Origin of the sequence: Turicibacter sp. H121 (assembly GCF_001543345.1) — a bacterium.
GTDB classification, from domain to species: Bacteria; Bacillota_I; Bacilli_A; order MOL361; family Turicibacteraceae; genus Turicibacter; species Turicibacter bilis.
The window spans coordinates 2,414,733-2,433,748 of record NZ_CP013476.1 but is presented as its reverse complement, the minus strand read 5'-3'; the positions used below and the strand labels follow the sequence as shown (position 1 = coordinate 2,433,748).

Here is a 19,016-nt window from a genome sequence, read left to right as displayed (position 1 = left end):
TGTCACCTTCATTTAAAACGTTTACAACAAAAACTGTTCCGAAAGTAAACGCATTACTTTCTTCGACACCTTGATTATATCACTTTCACAATAAGAAGACAACAGACAATCAACATGTAACCGATAACACGTTTTTCGACAATAACTGTTCTTTTGTATAAAAATAGTTATAAAACTTATTTTTATACAAAAGAAAAAAGATGTCGTTATAAATAACGACATCTTTTTTCAAAGGTCTATAAGATTTTAGAATGTTGTAACAGTCCATTCAATAGCATCTATTTTTTCCTTAACATAATCAACTGCCATCTCCGGATGAATCGTTTCTTCGTGTGAAATTGTAATGATTGACATGGTTTGTGCTAATTTAACTGTTTCTAAAATTGATAACTGATTTAAATACGCATAACCTACACCTGCAATAAATGAATCACCAGCACCTGTTACGTTGATGACCTCTACACGATTCGGTTTAACAATTCCTTCTTCATCAGCTGTACAATAATAGACACCATCAGCATCTAAACTAATAAAGACATGTTTCACACCTAATGAAAGTAAATACTGACCTGCTTTACGAACATCTTCAACTGTATTAATCTCAAATCCACATAAAACTGCTGCTTCATGACGATTCGGTTTAACGGTATGGAAGTAAGGTAATAAATGTTTAACCTCTACTGCTTTCGCAGCAGATACTGGGTCTAAAACAAACTTTGTTTTACCTTCATATTTTTTTACAATATATTCAAGAATTTCAGGATTATCAGCACCAAAGAACATATATTCTGCTCCTTCAATAACTGACGCCTTTGAATCAATAAACGCTTCCGTGATATGATGATCCACATTAATATCAACAATCGCAGAAACCATTTCACCATGTTCATCTAAAATCGCAACATATGTTGGTGTTGAAGCTCCTTCAACAATAAGTGAATCTGACATATCCACATTCATTAGTTTTGAATGTTCTAAGATACTCTTTCCTTTTTCATCATTTCCTAATACAGAAATAAACTTCGTATTTGCACCGACACGAGCCATATTTTCGGCGATATTACGACATACTCCTCCAAAGGATACTTTCACACGTCCAGGATTTGAATCATGAGAACGATAGTTCATATTTGTAAATCCAAAAATATCATAAATTGATATACCAAAGACTAAGTTATATGCTTCGTGATTGTTTTTCATGCTTGCTAGCCTCTCCCTTTAGTTAAAATGGTAGATCAAAGTGAATTCTACTTATTCTGTCATTATATTATATTTTTCGATAACCGACAAGTCATCTCACCTTTCTCCACTAAAAAAACAAGCAATAACAACAAGTCGTCATTGCTTGTTATTTATTACATTTCGTAATCAACGACAATGCGAGAAGTCGCAGCTGGTTTAACAACCTCTGTTGCTGCTTTAACATGTAGTGGATGATTTTGATAAAAATCTAATGCCTCTTTGTTTGCTAACTCTGAATATAAAACAACATCATAAGATGCATCTGATTGTAAGAAATCAATTCCAACTTCTAAATGAATTAATCCTTCGATTTTTCCATTTAAATCTTCTAATGTACGCTTAATTTCTTGTGCAGTCTCTTCTTTAGATTGACCATTAACACCTTGAATCTTCCACATAACGATATGTTTAACCATCATGTACCTCCATTTATTTTTACTTAATTTTATTTTACTGAAAATTTACACAATATTCAATACTTCGACGACTTTTGGCTTATTTTTTTCTTATCATTTTAAATAAATTGGGTTTGAAATCGCATACTCATAAGATTTACTAATCACTTCGAACACAACCCATTGATAGTTTGACAAATTTAAATTAATCGTTCCAAGTGTCGGAACATCTTCCGCTAATGGAATGGTTTCAATCACTTGCCCATCTGCGATGACATTTAATGCTTCTAACGAGCCCTGATTAGAAGCGATAAGATACGAAATTTCTGCTTCATTAGTACTAACCACTCGATCACCAAAAGTTGCTTCATTTAACGTTACATCCATTAACGGACCATTTGTAATAAAAACATGTCCATCTTTAATTCCTTTTAAAATGCCTTCAACACTCTCTTCCTCTACTTTTACATAGTTTCTAGGATTTCCATTATATAACCCTTGGGCAATCCATTCGTTAAACTGCTCATTTTCACTAATTGGTGCCGTTATACTTTCACTACTAATATCATGATTATCTGAGTTACCAAGTGCCGTTATTTTAACTCCTTCTGACAATAAATCAAACCACTTCTGTTTACTTATTTGATTATATGCAAATTCTTCATCAATATCGTTCAAATTCGGAATGGGTGGCATCGCCTGTCCATTCCAAATTTCTATCGCATCAAATTGCCCCCCTACGTTCCAAAATGAAAAATTTCTTCCTGGATGATTAATTTGTATCATCCCACCTTGATGATGAGCTTCATCAATCATTTGATCTATTTCATCTTCGGAAGTAAGAGCGGTCACATCAATTAAATTAGACGTATTTAAAGCTAAGTAATGTCCCTGATTTGTTGTAATCTCTTGTGCTGGAATCGCTAAATAACTTAGCTTTTGTGATAATGATAGCCATTCGTCATTTCCATCCACTGTGTTATGATCAGCCATTGCTCCAAAATCTAAACCATTGGCCAGATTTGCAATTAGAACTTCTTCAACTGTATTAAGTCCATCATCACTAAACTGAGAGTGTTGGTGTAAGTCACCACACAAATAACTTTTAGCTGTCCAATCCATTAATCGTGTAAGACTTATCGACTTTAAATTAAGAGGATTTTCTTTCTTTACTTCAATCGGCAATTGTTTCATCTCATATTCATAACCCTTAGATACTTCTAAGTTATAATGGCCTTCATCTAATAGGATTTCAAAGTTTCCGTCTATATCCGTTTGAATTCGCTTAATGAGTGCTCCATCACTATCAAAAAACCTCAATTGAGCAATGACTGGCTTTCCATCCTCTCCCACAATACTTCCCTTTACCTCTCCTTGTACAATTTCTACCCATTGAGAAGCCAATTGCTCACTTTCTTGAATCAGGGGTTGAAGTTGGCATAAACCTAAGATTGAATATAGTATCATTAAACTATGAATCCAGCGTCTCATCAATATCACCTTTAAATTTCAACATTCCACTCTACTCTACCCAGTTGATGCCTCATTTATTCATCACTCATAAAAAAAGCAATCTATTATCGATTGCTGTTTTATTATCATGAATGACTATGAAATATGTTTTACTTCATGAGATTTAAATGAATGGTTGTACTACCTTTAAAAAAATTAGCATTTAATAAAACTCCATAATTCCCTGATTTTTCGATCTTAAATTCGCCTTCTGCACCAATCGCTAAATACTCCTCTACCCCATTTTCACTTAATAAACAATATTCTGCATAACCTTCTTCTACGTTACCGGTTGCTCTCCATTTAAGAGTAGTCCCTTCTTTTAAATACCATTCCTGTACCATCAATTGTTTACTTTTTATTTTAGAAAACGTTTCTTCTTTTGTGAACTGAACTTGGTTCCCATTCCAACTTGGGTGTTCTAGATTAGCTGTTGAATCCATCTTTAAATTCACTGCTTGATAGACATAATCTTCTGGAAGTGAACTTTGGTAATCATAATCATTTAAATAGCCATTAAACGTCTCTACCATCGTGTCATGCTCACTAAATGTGATAGACATAAATCCCCACATCGATATAGCGGGTAAAATTGCAAGCAAAAGAGACACCATCACGACTGCTATAAATGTTTTTTTATATTTTAAAATAATCTTCATCTCTTTTTCTCCTTTATTTTATAACTCTTTTGAACAGCTCGGACAATAATTCCAACTTTTTTCAATTGAACGTCCACAGTTTAAACATTTTTCTTTTAAATGTTGACCACAACGTGGGCAAGTGACATAATCTGGTCTAATTTTTTCATTACAAGTTGGACATGAAGACGCATAGCTACGACTAATAAGTAAATAAACAATAAGTGGTAGTGGTAATAAATAAGGCATAAAAATAGGAAATACCGCAAAAAGAGCCCAAACGACCTTCAAACGATCTCCTCGTTCTTTAGCATCTAAATAAATCCAAACAACTTGCCCAATTCCAAAACAAATACAAACAAATAACAGTAGACACATCAGTAAAGTTACGATTATCACAATACATTTCCTCCCTCAACTAATACACGAACTAACAAAATAATGGTTCCTATTAAAAGATACACCCCACCTATCAAAAACATTTCTTTTTGAAATCCAAAGAGTTCAAACCAAATCCATTGCCCTAAAAAGCAACATCCGATCATAAGTATAATCAAAAGTTTTAATTGCTTTTGACGTTTTTTGATTTGTCGTTGATTCGCCTCTTGGATAATTTTTAACGTATCAATTTTAGGAATTAGTCCCGCTTCTTCTAATTTTTCATCTTTCAAACACTCCATAACTATTCCTCCTATTCTAATAATTTTTTTCGCATCGATTGAGTCACATAATGGATTCTTGACTTCGTTGTTCCTCATTCATTTGTTGCAAGGTGTCTAATGCCTCTCTAAATTGTAATTGAGTAAATACTTCACCTTCAGCATTAACACTCAAATGCTGCAACGCCTCATCATCATAAATCATCCGTTGTTGCTTTCGAACTTCATTTTTATAGCAATTCGTTGCAATTTCAATTAAATAGGTTGAAAACTTACAATCCCCTCGAAATTTTTTTATATTTAGCGTTGCCTTTAATAATGACTCTTGTACTAAATCTTCTGCCAAATGAACATTTCCACACAATTTAATTAAATAGCCAAAAACCATTTTGTAATGCATATCGAATAAAATATTTAAACAGTGTCGATCACCAGCTCTAGCTCGTCTGACTAGTTGCTCGTCATCCAAAACTCTCACCCTCTTTCATCCATTAGACCTCATTCTCTTGTTTATTTTTTCCTCTCTATTTATTAAAGTTAGATTATTTGAATGATGAGGTATCTCCGTTTAAAAAAAGTTCATTCCTATTTTTATAGCTTCATGAAACTTTTTCTCTCACTAATAAGACACACAAACTGATAAAAAGTTCATTATTTTTTTTAAAATTTTAATAGAAAAAGACTATTTCTGATCAGAAATAGCCTCTAATGTCATTTAATTTAAAGATAATTTCAAATCAGCTTGCTCAATTAATCCTTTTTGATGCATTACTTTTGAAACGACTAAACTAAAAACAGCAGGAAGGATAAAGTGCAAAATCACAAGAGCTGGAATCACGCGGGGTCCCATGACAGCGATGGTTTGTATTTGTCCAACGAATCCACTACTTCCCATGCCTGCTCCTAAACTATTACATTCAATCTCAAAAAGAGTCGTCGATAGCATTCCACATAACAAACTGGCGACCATTGTAGGAACAACAATGTACGGATTTTTAACAGCATTAGCAAACTGAAGCTTTGACGTTCCAATTCCTTGTGAAAGTAATCCATTAATTCCGTTTCCTCGATATGAAATCACTGCAAACCCAACCATAGAACATGCACAACCAACAACAGCGGCACCACCAGCTAACCCTTCAAGTCCCAAACTGACAGCTAAAGCCGCTGATGAAATGGGTGATAAAATGACTAAACACATGACAACGGAAACAATGGCTCCCATATATAACGGCTTTAGTTGTGTCGCCTCATTGATAAACACACCAATCATTTTAGTTACTTGAGCCATGGCAGGTGAAACAAAGACCCCCACTAATCCTCCGATAACTAAACAAATCATAGGAACTAAAATAATATCAACCTTTGTTTTGCCAATCACTCGGTTTCCAACCCATGCTGTTGTTAACGCTGCTAAATAGGCACCTGCTGGTTCACCGATACTTAAAACAATTTGTCCATCTACTGAATCCATAGCTCCTGCTCCAATCGTGGCAGTTACTATAGAGGCAAATATCACAAGTGGCTTAGCATTTAAAGCATAAGTGACCCCTACTCCAATAGCAGCTGCCATGAAGACTTTCGCAAATCCTCCCACTTCATTTAACAATGAAAGGTTTAAAAGGGTTCCTATTTGAACCATAATAGTTCCCACCACTAAAGTGGCTAACAATCCAGTTCCCATTCCATTTAACGTTCTAATCAATTTATTCTTCACTTCAATCCCCCTATTGTGTCAACTGCTGTCTTGTCACCAAGTTTTTTTAAAAAATTTCATGACCAAGCCATGAAATTGATTAATGATAAATTCACCATATTTTAGGATCATCACCAAAATTGGTTCTTGATTTTAAAAAAATATTTTCTTATTTAAAATGATGTTTAAATTACACGGAAAATAGCTAATTTTAAGACTAAAATTAATAGTTTTAATAGCAAGAAATTGTCAAGCGCCATTTTTGGTGAAGACTCATATTTTATTTATTATTTCAATCGCTCATGAATGAAATGATGTTGTTTTAATTCGTTGACAATCTCTTCATACATCTGTTCATTTTCGACTTCTAACGTATGATAATGAATGCCCTCTGTTAACAAAGATAGAGGCTTTGTTTGAGCTTGACTCACTTTTTCAATAAACGTTTTGACATCGTTTAAATAATTTAAGTTTAAAACGACTCGAATCTCACCGTAAACCGGATGTTCAACAATCACATCAATCACTTTTCCACCATACGAAATAATTAACTCTAATTCCGTTTGTAACTCTTCAATCGTATGTCCATGTTTACAGCAAATCGTTTTCAAAAGACCTGAGGCTACAGGTTCTTGAATCATATATCCAGAAGGAGTTGCCACTACTTGGATTCCTTTCGCACGTAATAATGCGATATCTTGCACAATAACTTGACGACTCACTTGATACATTTTAGCCAGTTCACTACCTTTAATCGGTTGGATGGCCTTCGATAACGTCTCATAAATCGCCTCGCGACGTGTTACTGATTCCATATTTCTCACCCTCTTACATTAAAGCTTTTCTTTATTTTAATAAAAATTTACAACGCTGTCTACTTCTGAATAAAAACTCAAGGTTACCCTTGAGTTTTTCAAATTAGTTTAATTGATTTAAATAACTTTCTCCAATGGCTGGCATTTCTACACCAAAGTTTTCGGCCACTGTTGCTCCAATGTTAGCAAATGATTTACCGATTGGTAACTCCCCACTTGCTTGCATCGATGGTGAATACATAATGACTGGGATATACTCACGTGTATGATCGCTTCCTGATGCAATTGGATCATTTCCGTGGTCAGCAGAGATAATTAATAAATCATCTGCTTTCATTTCTGATAACACCTCTCCTAATTGAACATCAAATGCTTCTAAACATTTCGCATATCCTAATGGGTCACGACGATGTCCATACATCGCATCAAAATCAACTAAGTTTAAGAAGGCTAATCCATTGAAGTCACGTTTCATCACATTTAATAATTGATTCATTCCATCTTCATTTGATTTCGTTAAGATAGCTTCTGTTACACCTTCTCCAACATAAATATCATTGATTTTACCAATCGCAATCACTTCTTGACCTGCATCTTTTAATTCATTTAAGACCGTACGTCCGAATGGCTTTAACGCATAATCATGACGATTTGGTGTACGTTTGAATTCCCCTCTTTTCGGCCCAACGAATGGACGTGCAATAATACGTCCAACTTTCCATTCTTCTTTCATTGTGATCTCACGTGCAACCTTACACATATTCCATAACTCTTCAACTGGAATAACACCTTCATGAGCTGCAATCTGTAGCACAGAATCCGCTGATGTATAAACGATGATATCACCTGTTGTCATGTGCTGCTCTCCCAATTCATCTAAAATTTCCGTTCCAGATGATGATTTATTTCCAATTACTTTACGACCTGTACGCGCCTCTAATTCATCAATTAACTCTTTAGGGAATCCCGTGTCCGTGAAGGTACGGAACGGTTCTGTAATTTTAAGCCCCATGATTTCCCAGTGTCCAGTCATCGTATCTTTCCCTACTGATAACTCTTCACACTTCGTATAATATCCTTTTTCTGGTCGAATCGGTGCCACACCTTCAATTTCAGTTAAATTTCCTAGTCCTAATGCTTGCATATGAGGCATATTTAATCCTTTAGCAGTCTCTGCAATATGTTTTAACGTATTTGCCCCTGTATCATTATAATCTTTTGCATCTGGTAATTCCCCAGCCCCTACAGAGTCCATAATAACTAAAAATATACGATTATACTTCATAAATAACTTCCTTTCTAACGTACAAACTAATACAAACTTAGTATTAATCAATCCCGTTTACTTATTTATTATATTTCATTTTTCCAAACTTTGCGAGAAAAAGCCTTCATTTTCAGCACTTGTTTTCCCGCTTCGTGGATGCGCTTGCTCAAATACCCCACGTAAATGATCTTTACTAATATGCGTATAAATTTGAGTGGTTGCAATATCAGAATGCCCTAACATTTCTTGTACTAAACGTAAATCGACCCCATTTTCAATTAGATGTGTGGCAAAGGAATGGCGAAGCTTATGGGGAGATAATTCTTTTGTAATCCCCGCCATTTGAGCTTGTTTTTTTAAAATTTTCCAAAAACCTTGGCGTGTCATCATCTCACCGAAACGATTTAAAAACAAGACATCTGTCGGTTTCTTTAAAAGTTTAGGTCGGGCAATTGTTAAATAAAGATCTAGCACCTCAGCAGCCACTTCACCAATCGGAACGATTCGTTCTTTATTTCCCTTTCCTTGACATTTAATAAATTGCATCGATAAATGTAAATCTTCAAGTCTTAAATTCAAAAGTTCAGTGACACGAAGACCTGAGGCATATAATAATTCGACCATCGCTCGATTTCGAAGGTCTCCTGGTGTATCTTGTTTAAAACTTTCAAGTAATGCATCGACTTCCTCGATACTTAGAATTTCCGGTAAATCACGTGTTAACTTCGGGCTTTCAATTAAATCACATGGATTTTTCACACAAACTTTCTCAATAATTAAATACTGGTGAAACGCCCGAATCGCTGACAAATGACGAGCGACTGACTTAGTATTGAGCCCTCGCTCATATAGTTCAATCAAGTAAAGCTGAATCTGCTCGCGCTCAATTTGATTGAGTTGCTCAACAGATTGCTGTTTGATAAAGCTTAAGTAACTTCTTAAGTCTCGTTCATAATTCTCTTTTGTATTTAAGCTTAATCCACGATCAATCATTAAATATGTTAAAAATCCGTCCAATTCCATTTGATAGTTCATCTATTTCTCTCCTTAAAAAGAAAAGAACTTCTACTTAAGTAGAAGCTCTTAACATTCCTTTGATTCTTGACATGATGCGCATGTTCCATAAAGGGTTAGGTCATGATCAGTGACATTAAATCCATACTTTTCTTTGATAAAGGCCTCATAACTTTCTAATTCATCCGCAATTTCAATGATGCGATTACACGTGGTACAAATTAAATGGTGATGAAAATGATTTTGCTCATCTAAATCAATTACATCATAATAATTAACCCCATCATTTTTTATTTTAACGTTGCGAACAATTTTTAGCTTTTCAAACAGCTCCAACGTTCGATAGACGGTTGCAATTCCAATCGAGCTGTCAATATGTCTCACTAAATCATATAACGTTTCGGCAGAAAAGTGTTCATCTGAATGATCAACAATGACTTTTAAAATTTGTTTACGCTGTTTTGTTAATTTCGAACCTGATTTAACGATCATTGCTTCATATTTTGAAAGTTGTGTCATTTTTTCACCATCTTGCTATTAAAATCTAAATTTAGTTATAGTTTATTATAACACTTCTCTTTCAAAATTAATATTTATTTGCAACATTAGATTTGATGTCGCATCAGAAGACGTCGAAATAAAGTCATCAGCTGACTGTTCTACGGGCTGAGCTTGACCTGCTTTTTCAAACTGATGGTAGACAATCGGTTGGATTAAGTACGTCACTCCTGAAGTCACCAATGTTAAAACCATAATAATGAATAACTGATAAAAGTAATATAGTAAATGCTTTTTTAAAAGAGTCGTATTCTTCTTAAAGAAAATAATTTTGACCGCCATAATTACAAAACGAACACTAAAATAACCACTTAAAATGGTAACACCTAAAATAAGTGAATACTGAATTAACCAAAGAAAACTTGTCCAAATGGCTTGCATAGGTGCTAATGTTTGAAAGATAAAGAAGACATTAAATCCAGCAATGACTCCTTTTAAGAAAACTAAAAACAAATTGACGACGACACCAATGACAGTTAATCCTAACACCCACATACTTCCTTGATACATGAATTGTTTATAAAATAATTGATTAAATGACCATTGAGTTTGATCAAACGCATTAATATTTTCATTCACATAGTTCACCATTAAACTTTGTGACGATTGTTCCAATTTAATATAAAGTGAAGACCCAATAATATCACCAATGATGACGAGTAGTAGTAGAACATACATGACATATAAGACATAAGAGAACGATTTTTTGCGACGTTTTTGTGCGACCATGAGCACTTCCCCCTTTCTTTTCTAACTTTATGAAAGAAAAAGAGAGACTATGCTAAAAAATAGTAAAGATTTATGATTATTTTTTAAAATCAAAGACTGCCGACACATTCGCTTAATATTCCTCAATGATATGTTCTAGTTTAACGATGGTTTCTCCCCCTATGACAACTCTTGTCAGTTTAAGAATGCTGATTACCACTGATGATGAAGGATCAAGTATTGAATCGCATAAATCGTTTTAAAATCACAAATACGCCCTTCCTCTACGAACTTTAAGGCTTCCTCTTTTGTAACATGATATAAATTAATAAATTCGTCTTCATCTCCAGCCACTTCATAATCTAGCTTTTGGGGATTAATGACTAAAAAGTTTTCAATATATTCATTACAAAAACCTGGTGACGTGGCGAAACGACCAATCATTTTTAACGATTCACACGTGTAGCCTGTCTCCTCCTCTAATTCACGCTTAGCTGTCACACTAGTTTCTTCTCCGGGTTCAATTTTACCAGCTGGTGTTTCCAAGGTCGCTTTTTCAATCGGATAACGATATTGCTCGACTAACATTAAACGATTCGCCTCATCTAGGGCGATTAAATTTACTCCTCCTGGATGATGAACAACGACACGTTTGGCCTGTTTATCATTCGGTAAAATGACCTCATCCTCTGTCACCTTTAAAAATGAGTTGCGGTAATACTCCTGACTTGTTAATTGTTTTTCTTCCAATTTTTTCATAATCACTTTTGTCCTTTCTGAATCCCTTTTTGAATAAGATGGGTGCCATGTTTTGTTTTTATTTGTTGAATGGTTTGGTTTAACTTCTCTTCACTCGCAAACGACTGATAATTAAAGAGATTTAATTGTTGAGTCACTTTATTCGTATTGACTAAATTCGTCGTATTCACTCCAATTAAGCGCAGGGCTTGTCCTTCCCAATGTTCATCAAATAGCTCTTCAATGATTGGATAGAGTTCATTGACACTTTGAATCGGAACTTGAACCGTTTGACTCCGTGTGATTTGTTTAAATGACGTATCTTTTAATTGAATACTAATCGTCTTAGCGTATAAACCATATTTTTTTAATCGATTCGACGTCTTAATACACATTCGCTTGGCCTCTGCTTTTATTTCCTCATCAAAACAATAGTCTTTAGAAAAGGTCGTCGAATGACCGATGCTAGATGGAACTTCATACTTATTTGGGTTGATTGGATTTTGATCATTTCCTTTTGCATTCTCAATCCATTTGAGTGCATGATGCCCAAATAGTTGCTCAATTTTATCAACGTCTTTATAATGCACCAAGTCGCCAATTGTATTTATCCCTAATTGCTTTAATTTAGGTGAAGAGGCTTTACCTACCCCAAACATCTCCTCAATCGGCATCGGCCATAGGATGTGTGGCAAATCTCGTTTCCTTAAAACCGTTATCCCATTCGGCTTTTTCATATCAGAAGCCATCTTTGCTAAAAACTTATTCGGTGCGACACCAATACTGCATCCAATCTTTAATTCATTGAATATGCGTTGTTGAATTTGTTGTGCTAAGTGAAGCGGGTGAATCTCTTGATAAAGGTGAGTGACATCCACATACGCCTCATCAATGGATGCCTTTTCAACTTGATCACTATATTCATGTAATAACTGAATAAATTGCTGAGATATTTTTCGATATAAATCAAAGTTCGCCGATGCAACCACTAAATGTGGACACTTTTTTTTAGCTTGCATCAGTGGCATGGCACTATGAACCCCATATTGACGAGCAACATAATTTGCAGTAACCACAATTCCACGCTTCGAAGACTTCTCACCTGTAATAGCCAACGGTAAGTTTTGCAATTCTGGTCGTAATATCGTTTCACACGAAGCGAAGAAAGCGTTTAAGTCAATATGGAATATAATTCTAAATATCGGCGTTCCCAAAGTTAAATCCTCTTCCTTTTTCTAAGCATTTATATTATAATAGACTAAGTTACAGTATACATTATAGCAAATTTTGTCTATGAGGTGAATTTAGTATGGCTAAAAAAGCACAACATAATTTAAACAAGATGAAGGGCACAAAAATCTTATTATTAATTTTAGCATTATCATTCGTCGTTGTCCCTTTAATTTCATTAATCGTAAGTATTATCAACCTTCGCGATATGCCTTTCTTTTAATAGAAAAAAATCATTTACTGACTTAGTAAATCAGTGAAGATTTAATATTACTTAATAAAAGATATTTAACATTAATGATACCATTGGTATTACCATATTTCTTTAAAGAAGTATATTTATTTTAAATTATTTGGCTCTGTTAGACAAAAATGTTGTTATTGGTTATTTATTTACTTGAAGTGGATACAATCTTTAAAAACTGGACTTAATGATCGTTGGTATCAAGCGATTCGTTACCAACAAAATTGTCTAACAGAGCTAATTATTTTAAATGAATGAAGATTAATATCAATGATTTTATTTATGGTGGCAAATCAGATGGCAAAACAAAAAAATAAAAAAACAACAGATGGCAATTGCCATCTGTTGTTTTTTTGTTATTCTAAATTGTCGATTGCATACTGCGCTTCTTCTGGTGTGAACTTTTCACCGTATTCAGATACTAATTGATCGTAGATAGCGGCTGGTGACATGCTCATAGTTTCTTGATAGTTTTTTGCACATTTTAAGGCATTTTCATTATAATCTACTTCTAAGTTATCTACTGCGTATTGTGCTTCTTCTGCCGTGAACTTCTCACCGTATTCTGATATTAATTGATTGTATAACCCTTGTTTTGACATGTGCATCATATCACTATAGTTTTTTGCGCTTTTTAGTGCGTTCTCTTTGTAATCCACTTCTAAATTATCAATGGCATACTGGGCTGCTTCGGGTGTGAATTTATCTGCATATTCTGACGTTAATTGATCGTATAACCCTTGTTTTGACATGTGCATCATATCACTATAGTTTTTTGCCCTTTTTAAAGCTGATTTGTATTCTGTTGGCACATCGTTCTTCTCTTCTTCTTCCTCTTTTTGTTCTTCTTTTGTTTGATCAGTCGACACTTTTTCGGCTGATGCATTATCACTTTGAGCAACTTCAGATTCCCCTTGTGTTTTAACGTCACTACTTTCAGGCGCTTCTCCCTCACCTGAACCAGCCACTCCAATCACAACAACAACGATTAACCAGAACCACCATTTTTTATAAAATGGTTTCTTTTTCTTTTCCATATCATATATCCTCCCTGATTTTAAACTCAAGTACAATTATACATAATTTTCCTTAATTTTACAAAAATATTTTTTTTATGAAAGTCTACTGTATCATCGCTGATATCATAATATTTAAATTTAGAGAAGTTTGACATATCTCGTTTAATCTACTGGACGCCCTTCATCTGTGGTTTCTTATCACAGACTGATATCTAGAGAAAATGGTCGGTTAGTAATTCAGCGACTTTTGAATCAGTTTTACGGCTACGAATTAATTTTTTATACTTCTCTTCATTCGTAAATGTTTTTGTATAATCTACTTCAATAAAAGCTACCAATTTGATTTGATAATACTCAAACTCAATTTGCCATCTGGCTTTTTACCTGCAACAATAACACGAATTCCTGTTAAGTCTAACGCCTGGGAATGATTTAAGATAGTAATCTCATAAAAACGACTATTGTACTCGTATTCAACAGTGTAAATCGGTACGTAATTCGGTTTGTCAATTTCTAGATATACAGGTTTAGTTAACATTTAGTCACCTCTATAATAAATATTTTTTATAATCATTGCTGTAACGATAGACTAATTTTCTACTTTCTAAATCAACGATTAATGAGTAATCTCGTTGCTTATCGCCATAGAAGCTCATATCACTAATTCCATAACTAATATTCTTAATCTCACCTGTCCGTTTAAAATAAAAAACAAAGAAGTAGGTGTTAATGTAAAAGTGATTTAGGAACATTTAGGGCATTCGAACATTGGAACAACACTAAATATCTATAGTCATGTATCTCAGCGATTAGAACGCAACTCTATCGATAAATTCGAACAGCTTTTTGCCACCAAAGAATAAGTTTTGATGGCAATATTAAAAAATAGTTAATTGCTAACCATCAATTAAATTTAAAAATATGATAATATCAATAATTATAAAGGTTATCTAAAATAATTTTGTGTAACAATAAGAAAAAAATCATTTACTGACTTAGTAAATGATTTTTTTTATTTAAGGAATATATACAAATGAAACAGGGCTTGATTCTACTTGCGCTTGTGATAACGCGGTGACCGCATAAGTATAAACGGCATTTGGATCAGCAGTTGTATCTGTATAATGTTGAACAACTTCTCCTTTATTTTTTCCAATGACATCTAAAATATAACTTGCATCTGAAAAATCGATCGTTTCACGATATCTTGCTCGAGGAACCCGATAGATCACATAGTATTGACTATTATTTTCAAGTGAATCTTCAAATTGAATTAAAGTACATTCTTCATCACATGGTGTCACCATTAAATTTTGTACCGGATTAGTCACACGCATTTGTAACCATGGTCGAGGGGGTACAAGACTATAAGTGGTTAAGACTTCATTTTCTAAACGAGAAAGAGCCTGATTTAACACTTGTTGACCGGGCTCATTATTATCATAAGCAATTAAATTATGATAAGTAAAGAACACATAACCATCATTATCAGAAAGGGTGCGAAGATAACGTATTTGGTCGACGATTTCTTCAGGATTTTGCCAAGCTGGGTGCTGATAGTCTTCATTATAAAGATATAAACCTAATCCCATATAAAGTTGGGTATGAGAATTCCCAACCACTTTATTCCACCAGGCAGCTACTTCCGCAAACGATGAAAGAGAATCTGACAATGACCAATAATTTTGTGGCACAATATAATCTAACCATTCTTCATCCACCCATAGTTTTGAATTCACGTATTCACTTAAAGAGGATAACTGGGCTGATGAAGTATTCGAACCTACGCCCTCCGTTTCTTCAGCTGAGGCCCAAACCCCAAATGGACTGATTCCAAATGCAATACTTTTTCCATTTTCAACATCATATTCATGAATGGTGCGTGATAATGTGTAGACTAACTGATTAATATTTTGTTCTCGCCAGGTATCGATATCTTGATTAGGTTCATGATTAGCTTCATAAGTCGCATAATCTGGACTTTCATCAGCAAAGCTAATGACCGTTGGCTGTCCATTAACTTCTGCTTCATATGAATACGGATAGAAGTAATCATCAAAATGTACGGCATCAATGGCATAGTTTTGAACAACTTCCATGACGGTTTGAACAATAAACTCACGAACTTCTGGAACACCTGGATCTAAATAGATTTGACGATTAAAATAATAAACCCAATCAGGATGACGTCTCGCATAATGTGTATCACTCAATGAATTTAATAGACTTTGTTTCGTTGAGTTTGGATCACCCACTGGTGTTAAGCGGTACGGGTTAAACCAGGCATGAAATTCAATCCCTTCTTGATGGGTCACTTCAATCATCCATGTTAAGGGATCAAAGTCACCCCAATCGGGTTTAACGCCTTGTTCACCTGTTAAGTAAGCACTCCATGGATTGACACCTGATTCATAAAAGGCATCTCCTTCAGGTCGAACTTGAAAAAAGATTGCATTTAAAGTTAATGCTTTACAGCGACGAAGAATTGCTAAAAATTCAGATTTAAATAATTCCAGATTAAACCCATTCTCATAAACTGCCTTACTAGGAAAGTCATTGTTACGTACCGTTGTAATCCAAACCCCACGCAATTCCTCTTTTTTAGGTCCTAATACTTTCGGTACATAAACCACTTCTCCACCAACTGTAATAGGTGCCTGTGTAAAGGCATTGTTCAAGGTGATTAAATTGCCTTCGGATGTATCTTGTCGAGCCGTTTGTCTCATTAACTCATGACTCGTTTCTTGTGCCACCTCTGTATTCGATTGCACGGATGCGTTTGATGAACGAATTCGTTGACAATATGGACAATCACACGTTAATTGATAAGTATGAATTTTATAATATCCCATCTTCTCTTTTAAGAGATTGATGAAGTTTATTCATCAATCATCTTATTCCTCCTTTCATTATCATTTTCAGTCATGTTAGTCTCTTGATGTGAGTTACTTCCATTCTGAATTAATATATGATAAAAGTACAACGATGTTGAATACTATAAAAAAAGAGCATTGGAACTCAATGCTCAAGGATTAGACAATTAAGATGCAACTTTATTTTTATGTTCTAAACGTAGTTTATCTGCAATCATCGCAATAAACTCTGAGTTTGTTGGTTTTGATTTTGAAACGCTTACTGTATACCCAAAGATATTTGAAATAGCTTCGATATTTCCACGGTTCCATGCCACTTCAATCGCATGACGAATTGCACGTTCAACACGTGAAGCTGTTGTCTTATATTTTTTAGCCACGTCTGGATACAATACCTTTGTAATTGATCCAAGAAGTTCAATATCATTATAAACCATATTGATTGATTCTCGTAAGTATAAGTACCCTTTAATATGTGCTGGTACACCCATTTCATGTAAAATATTTGTAATCTCTGACTCTAAATCAAACTCTTTTACTGCTGGACGATTTCCATATAAATGGTTGACCGGCTTTGATACTTCTGTCGTATCGAAACGAACATTAATATCACGAATGATTTTAACAATTTTATTAATTTCAAATGGTTTCATAATGAAATACGATGCCCCTAATTCAGCAGCACGCATCATGATTTTCTCTTGATTGAATGCAGTAAACATAATAATATGTCGTGGACGTTTATATAGGGTTGGATTTTCTTTTAATTCTTCTAATACACTTACCCCATCTAGATCAGGCATAACAACATCTAATAATAAAATGTCGATGTCGCGTTGTCTTAAAACAGATAATACCTCATTTCCATTTCCCGCTACTTCTACAACTTCCATGTCCTCTTGTAAGGAAATATACTCAGATAATACCGTTATTAATTCTTTATTGTCGTCAGCTAATAGAACTTTTAATTTATTCATTTTTTGGCCCCCTAATTTTTCCGATTATATATCTATTAAATTACAGTTCCTTACATTTTTCAATAATTACTTCTCATTTTTTGAGAGATTATAAATTTTCATAAATATATTCGACAAATATTTTTTATCATGTTTTGTCTTTTATTTCGTTTCGGTTTAGTTTATCTTGTTGTTGTCTGATTATGTCGAAAAAACGAATATCACTTATTAGGCTGCATCAGATTGTGCTTCTTCGCTACGATAGTTGATTCCCGACTCTTGTAACATCCATTCAATAAAGATACCATATCCCATCGTTGAATCATGAACTAAAACGTGAGTCACAGCACCAACAATTTTACCATCTTGAATAATAGGGCTTCCACTCATCCCCTGGACAATTCCACCTGTTTGATTGAGTAAACGTTCATCTGTTACCGTATATTTAATTCCTTTTATTGCTTTTTGTGTTTGCATATTAACTTCGGTAATATTAATATCAAACGCTTCCACTTTATTTCCATTTAAGACAGTTAAAATTTGTGCGGGACCTGCTTTTACTTCATTAATATAAGCAATGGGCATTAAATCTTTTTGATTATGTAACTCTGAACTCATAACACCATAAATACCAAAATTATTATTTTTTTCTAATGTCCCTAACTTATCATCAAATAAGATGTCGGCGACTTTTTCACCAGGTTTACCACTTGTTGCTTTACGAACAGAAACTACATTCGAATTAATAATTTCACCATTTTTTATACTAACTAACTGATTCGTATCTTGATCGATTATTTCATGACCTAATGCTCCATATTTATGTGAATTCGGATCAATAAAAGTTAAAGTTCCGATTCCCGCTAATTTATCTCTTAAGTATAGCCCAGTTGTCATCACTCCATCTGTAGAGATCACAGGGTGAACAGTTAAATGTGATGTCTTTCCTTGACGGTTAATGGTTAAAATCATTTGTTTACTTTGCTCTGCGAGTAAAAGCTGCTCTTTATACTCCTCAATCGTTGAAACCTTCTGATTATTAACTGCTAAAATTAAATCACCTTTCATAATCCCAGCATCTTTAGCTGGATTAATAGTTCCTTCTGCTGTATTGACTTGATACGTATCTACCACCACAAGACCATCTGTCTGAATTTTGATCCCAATCGCGTCACCACCCGGGATTAACATATAGCGTCCTTCAGTTTGGTTAACTGGTGTCGATTCTTCACTTGAAGAATAAGAAACCTCATAGATTTTTCGTTTTTCATCAATATGTAAAAGTTGTTCATTATTAGATTGTGCCCATGCATACTCTTGTGCAGGAGCGCTAATACTTAATAAAGAGAAGACAAATATTAATATATTATGAGCTAAAAAGCTTTTTTTATTTATTTTTTTATTCATATTGCGCCTCCTTTCAACTTCATTCGACACGAACTACGCTATTAT

At 34.2% G+C, this 19,016-nt stretch carries 23 protein-coding genes; 1 reads left to right on the top strand and 22 read right to left on the bottom strand.

Annotated elements, in window-relative coordinates:
• Positions 1-246 precede the first annotated feature (246 nt).
• The 15 genes from AT726_RS11700 to AT726_RS11630 all read right to left on the bottom strand — a co-directional run bounded on the left by AT726_RS11700 (position 247) and on the right by AT726_RS11630 (position 12,456).
• The gene (locus AT726_RS11700; RefSeq protein WP_055275467.1) at positions 247-1,200 is read right to left on the bottom strand and encodes a carbohydrate kinase family protein; all 954 of its coding nucleotides are present in this window, start codon (positions 1,198-1,200) and stop codon (positions 247-249) included.
• A gap of 155 nt (positions 1,201-1,355) precedes the next feature.
• On the bottom strand, positions 1,356-1,658 hold the full coding sequence (locus AT726_RS11695) for a Dabb family protein (protein ID WP_055243468.1): 303 nt from the start codon (positions 1,656-1,658) through the stop codon (positions 1,356-1,358).
• 93 nt (positions 1,659-1,751) lie between these two features.
• Positions 1,752-3,128 (bottom strand): CehA/McbA family metallohydrolase, encoded by a 1,377-nt coding sequence (locus AT726_RS11690; protein ID WP_068759644.1) that lies wholly within the window; start codon positions 3,126-3,128, stop codon positions 1,752-1,754.
• Positions 3,129-3,259: 131 nt separating this feature from the next.
• A complete protein-coding gene (locus tag AT726_RS11685; protein ID WP_068759643.1) occupies positions 3,260-3,808 on the bottom strand; it encodes a hypothetical protein in 549 nt (182 codons plus the stop codon).
• Between the two features lie 18 nt (positions 3,809-3,826).
• Positions 3,827-4,186 carry a zinc ribbon domain-containing protein gene (locus AT726_RS11680; RefSeq protein ID WP_055243465.1) on the bottom strand — a complete coding sequence of 120 codons (360 nt, stop codon included), beginning with the start codon at positions 4,184-4,186 and terminating at the stop codon, positions 3,827-3,829.
• Positions 4,183-4,467, bottom strand: coding sequence for a hypothetical protein (locus tag AT726_RS11675; protein WP_055243464.1), 285 nt, complete (start codon positions 4,465-4,467; stop codon positions 4,183-4,185). The genes AT726_RS11680 and AT726_RS11675 overlap by 4 nt, the downstream gene beginning before the upstream one ends.
• Positions 4,468-4,510: 43 nt before the next feature.
• Complete coding sequence (locus AT726_RS11670; RefSeq protein ID WP_237297116.1) at positions 4,511-4,924, bottom strand: sigma-70 family RNA polymerase sigma factor; 414 nt, start codon at positions 4,922-4,924, stop codon at positions 4,511-4,513.
• 237 nt (positions 4,925-5,161) lie between these two features.
• Positions 5,162-6,163, bottom strand: coding sequence for a PTS transporter subunit IIC (locus AT726_RS11665; RefSeq protein WP_201023061.1), 1,002 nt, complete (start codon positions 6,161-6,163; stop codon positions 5,162-5,164).
• 266 nt (positions 6,164-6,429) lie between these two features.
• A complete protein-coding gene (locus tag AT726_RS11660; protein WP_068759640.1) occupies positions 6,430-6,957 on the bottom strand; it encodes a transcription repressor NadR in 528 nt (175 codons plus the stop codon).
• 103 nt (positions 6,958-7,060) lie between these two features.
• Positions 7,061-8,242 (bottom strand): phosphopentomutase, encoded by a 1,182-nt coding sequence (gene deoB / locus AT726_RS11655; protein WP_068759639.1) that lies wholly within the window; start codon positions 8,240-8,242, stop codon positions 7,061-7,063.
• Positions 8,243-8,317: 75 nt separating this feature from the next.
• Positions 8,318-9,259 carry a site-specific tyrosine recombinase XerD gene (xerD, locus tag AT726_RS11650; protein WP_068759638.1) on the bottom strand — a complete coding sequence of 314 codons (942 nt, stop codon included), beginning with the start codon at positions 9,257-9,259 and terminating at the stop codon, positions 8,318-8,320.
• Between the two features lie 48 nt (positions 9,260-9,307).
• Positions 9,308-9,757, bottom strand: coding sequence for a Fur family transcriptional regulator (locus tag AT726_RS11645; RefSeq protein ID WP_055243458.1), 450 nt, complete (start codon positions 9,755-9,757; stop codon positions 9,308-9,310).
• A gap of 45 nt (positions 9,758-9,802) precedes the next feature.
• Positions 9,803-10,525, bottom strand: coding sequence for a stage II sporulation protein M (locus tag AT726_RS11640; protein WP_055243457.1), 723 nt, complete (start codon positions 10,523-10,525; stop codon positions 9,803-9,805).
• Between the two features lie 192 nt (positions 10,526-10,717).
• Positions 10,718-11,263 carry an NUDIX hydrolase gene (locus AT726_RS11635; RefSeq protein WP_055243456.1) on the bottom strand — a complete coding sequence of 182 codons (546 nt, stop codon included), beginning with the start codon at positions 11,261-11,263 and terminating at the stop codon, positions 10,718-10,720.
• Positions 11,264-11,265: 2 nt separating this feature from the next.
• Positions 11,266-12,456, bottom strand: coding sequence for a DNA polymerase IV (locus AT726_RS11630; protein WP_055275454.1), 1,191 nt, complete (start codon positions 12,454-12,456; stop codon positions 11,266-11,268).
• Positions 12,457-12,551: 95 nt separating this feature from the next.
• Here AT726_RS11630 and AT726_RS13085 point away from each other — a divergent pair, with 95 nt between their 5' ends.
• Positions 12,552-12,695 carry a hypothetical protein gene (locus AT726_RS13085; RefSeq protein ID WP_172676275.1) on the top strand — a complete coding sequence of 48 codons (144 nt, stop codon included), beginning with the start codon at positions 12,552-12,554 and terminating at the stop codon, positions 12,693-12,695.
• 377 nt (positions 12,696-13,072) lie between these two features.
• Here the strand turns inward: AT726_RS13085 and AT726_RS11625 are convergent, their stop codons facing one another.
• From AT726_RS11625 to spoIVB, 7 genes are all read right to left on the bottom strand, one after another.
• Positions 13,073-13,753: an Ltp family lipoprotein gene (locus tag AT726_RS11625; protein ID WP_068759637.1), complete on the bottom strand. Its 681-nt coding sequence runs from the start codon at positions 13,751-13,753 to the stop codon at positions 13,073-13,075.
• A 194-nt stretch (positions 13,754-13,947) separates the two neighbouring features.
• Positions 13,948-14,073, bottom strand: a complete 126-nt coding sequence (locus tag AT726_RS13455) for a hypothetical protein (RefSeq protein ID WP_257720685.1) — start codon at positions 14,071-14,073, stop codon at positions 13,948-13,950.
• Positions 14,067-14,273 carry a hypothetical protein gene (locus AT726_RS11620; RefSeq protein ID WP_068759636.1) on the bottom strand — a complete coding sequence of 69 codons (207 nt, stop codon included), beginning with the start codon at positions 14,271-14,273 and terminating at the stop codon, positions 14,067-14,069. The genes AT726_RS13455 and AT726_RS11620 overlap by 7 nt, the downstream gene beginning before the upstream one ends.
• Before the next feature lie 10 nt (positions 14,274-14,283).
• On the bottom strand, positions 14,284-14,487 hold the full coding sequence (locus AT726_RS12900) for a hypothetical protein (RefSeq protein WP_158508554.1): 204 nt from the start codon (positions 14,485-14,487) through the stop codon (positions 14,284-14,286).
• A 264-nt stretch (positions 14,488-14,751) separates the two neighbouring features.
• Positions 14,752-16,587 (bottom strand): glycoside hydrolase family 10 protein, encoded by a 1,836-nt coding sequence (locus AT726_RS11615; protein ID WP_068759635.1) that lies wholly within the window; start codon positions 16,585-16,587, stop codon positions 14,752-14,754.
• 188 nt (positions 16,588-16,775) lie between these two features.
• Positions 16,776-17,585: a sporulation transcription factor Spo0A gene (gene spo0A, locus AT726_RS11610; protein ID WP_055243453.1), complete on the bottom strand. Its 810-nt coding sequence runs from the start codon at positions 17,583-17,585 to the stop codon at positions 16,776-16,778.
• A 207-nt stretch (positions 17,586-17,792) separates the two neighbouring features.
• A complete protein-coding gene (spoIVB, locus tag AT726_RS11605) occupies positions 17,793-18,971 on the bottom strand; it encodes a SpoIVB peptidase (RefSeq protein ID WP_055243452.1) in 1,179 nt (392 codons plus the stop codon).
• Positions 18,972-19,016 lie beyond the last annotated feature (45 nt).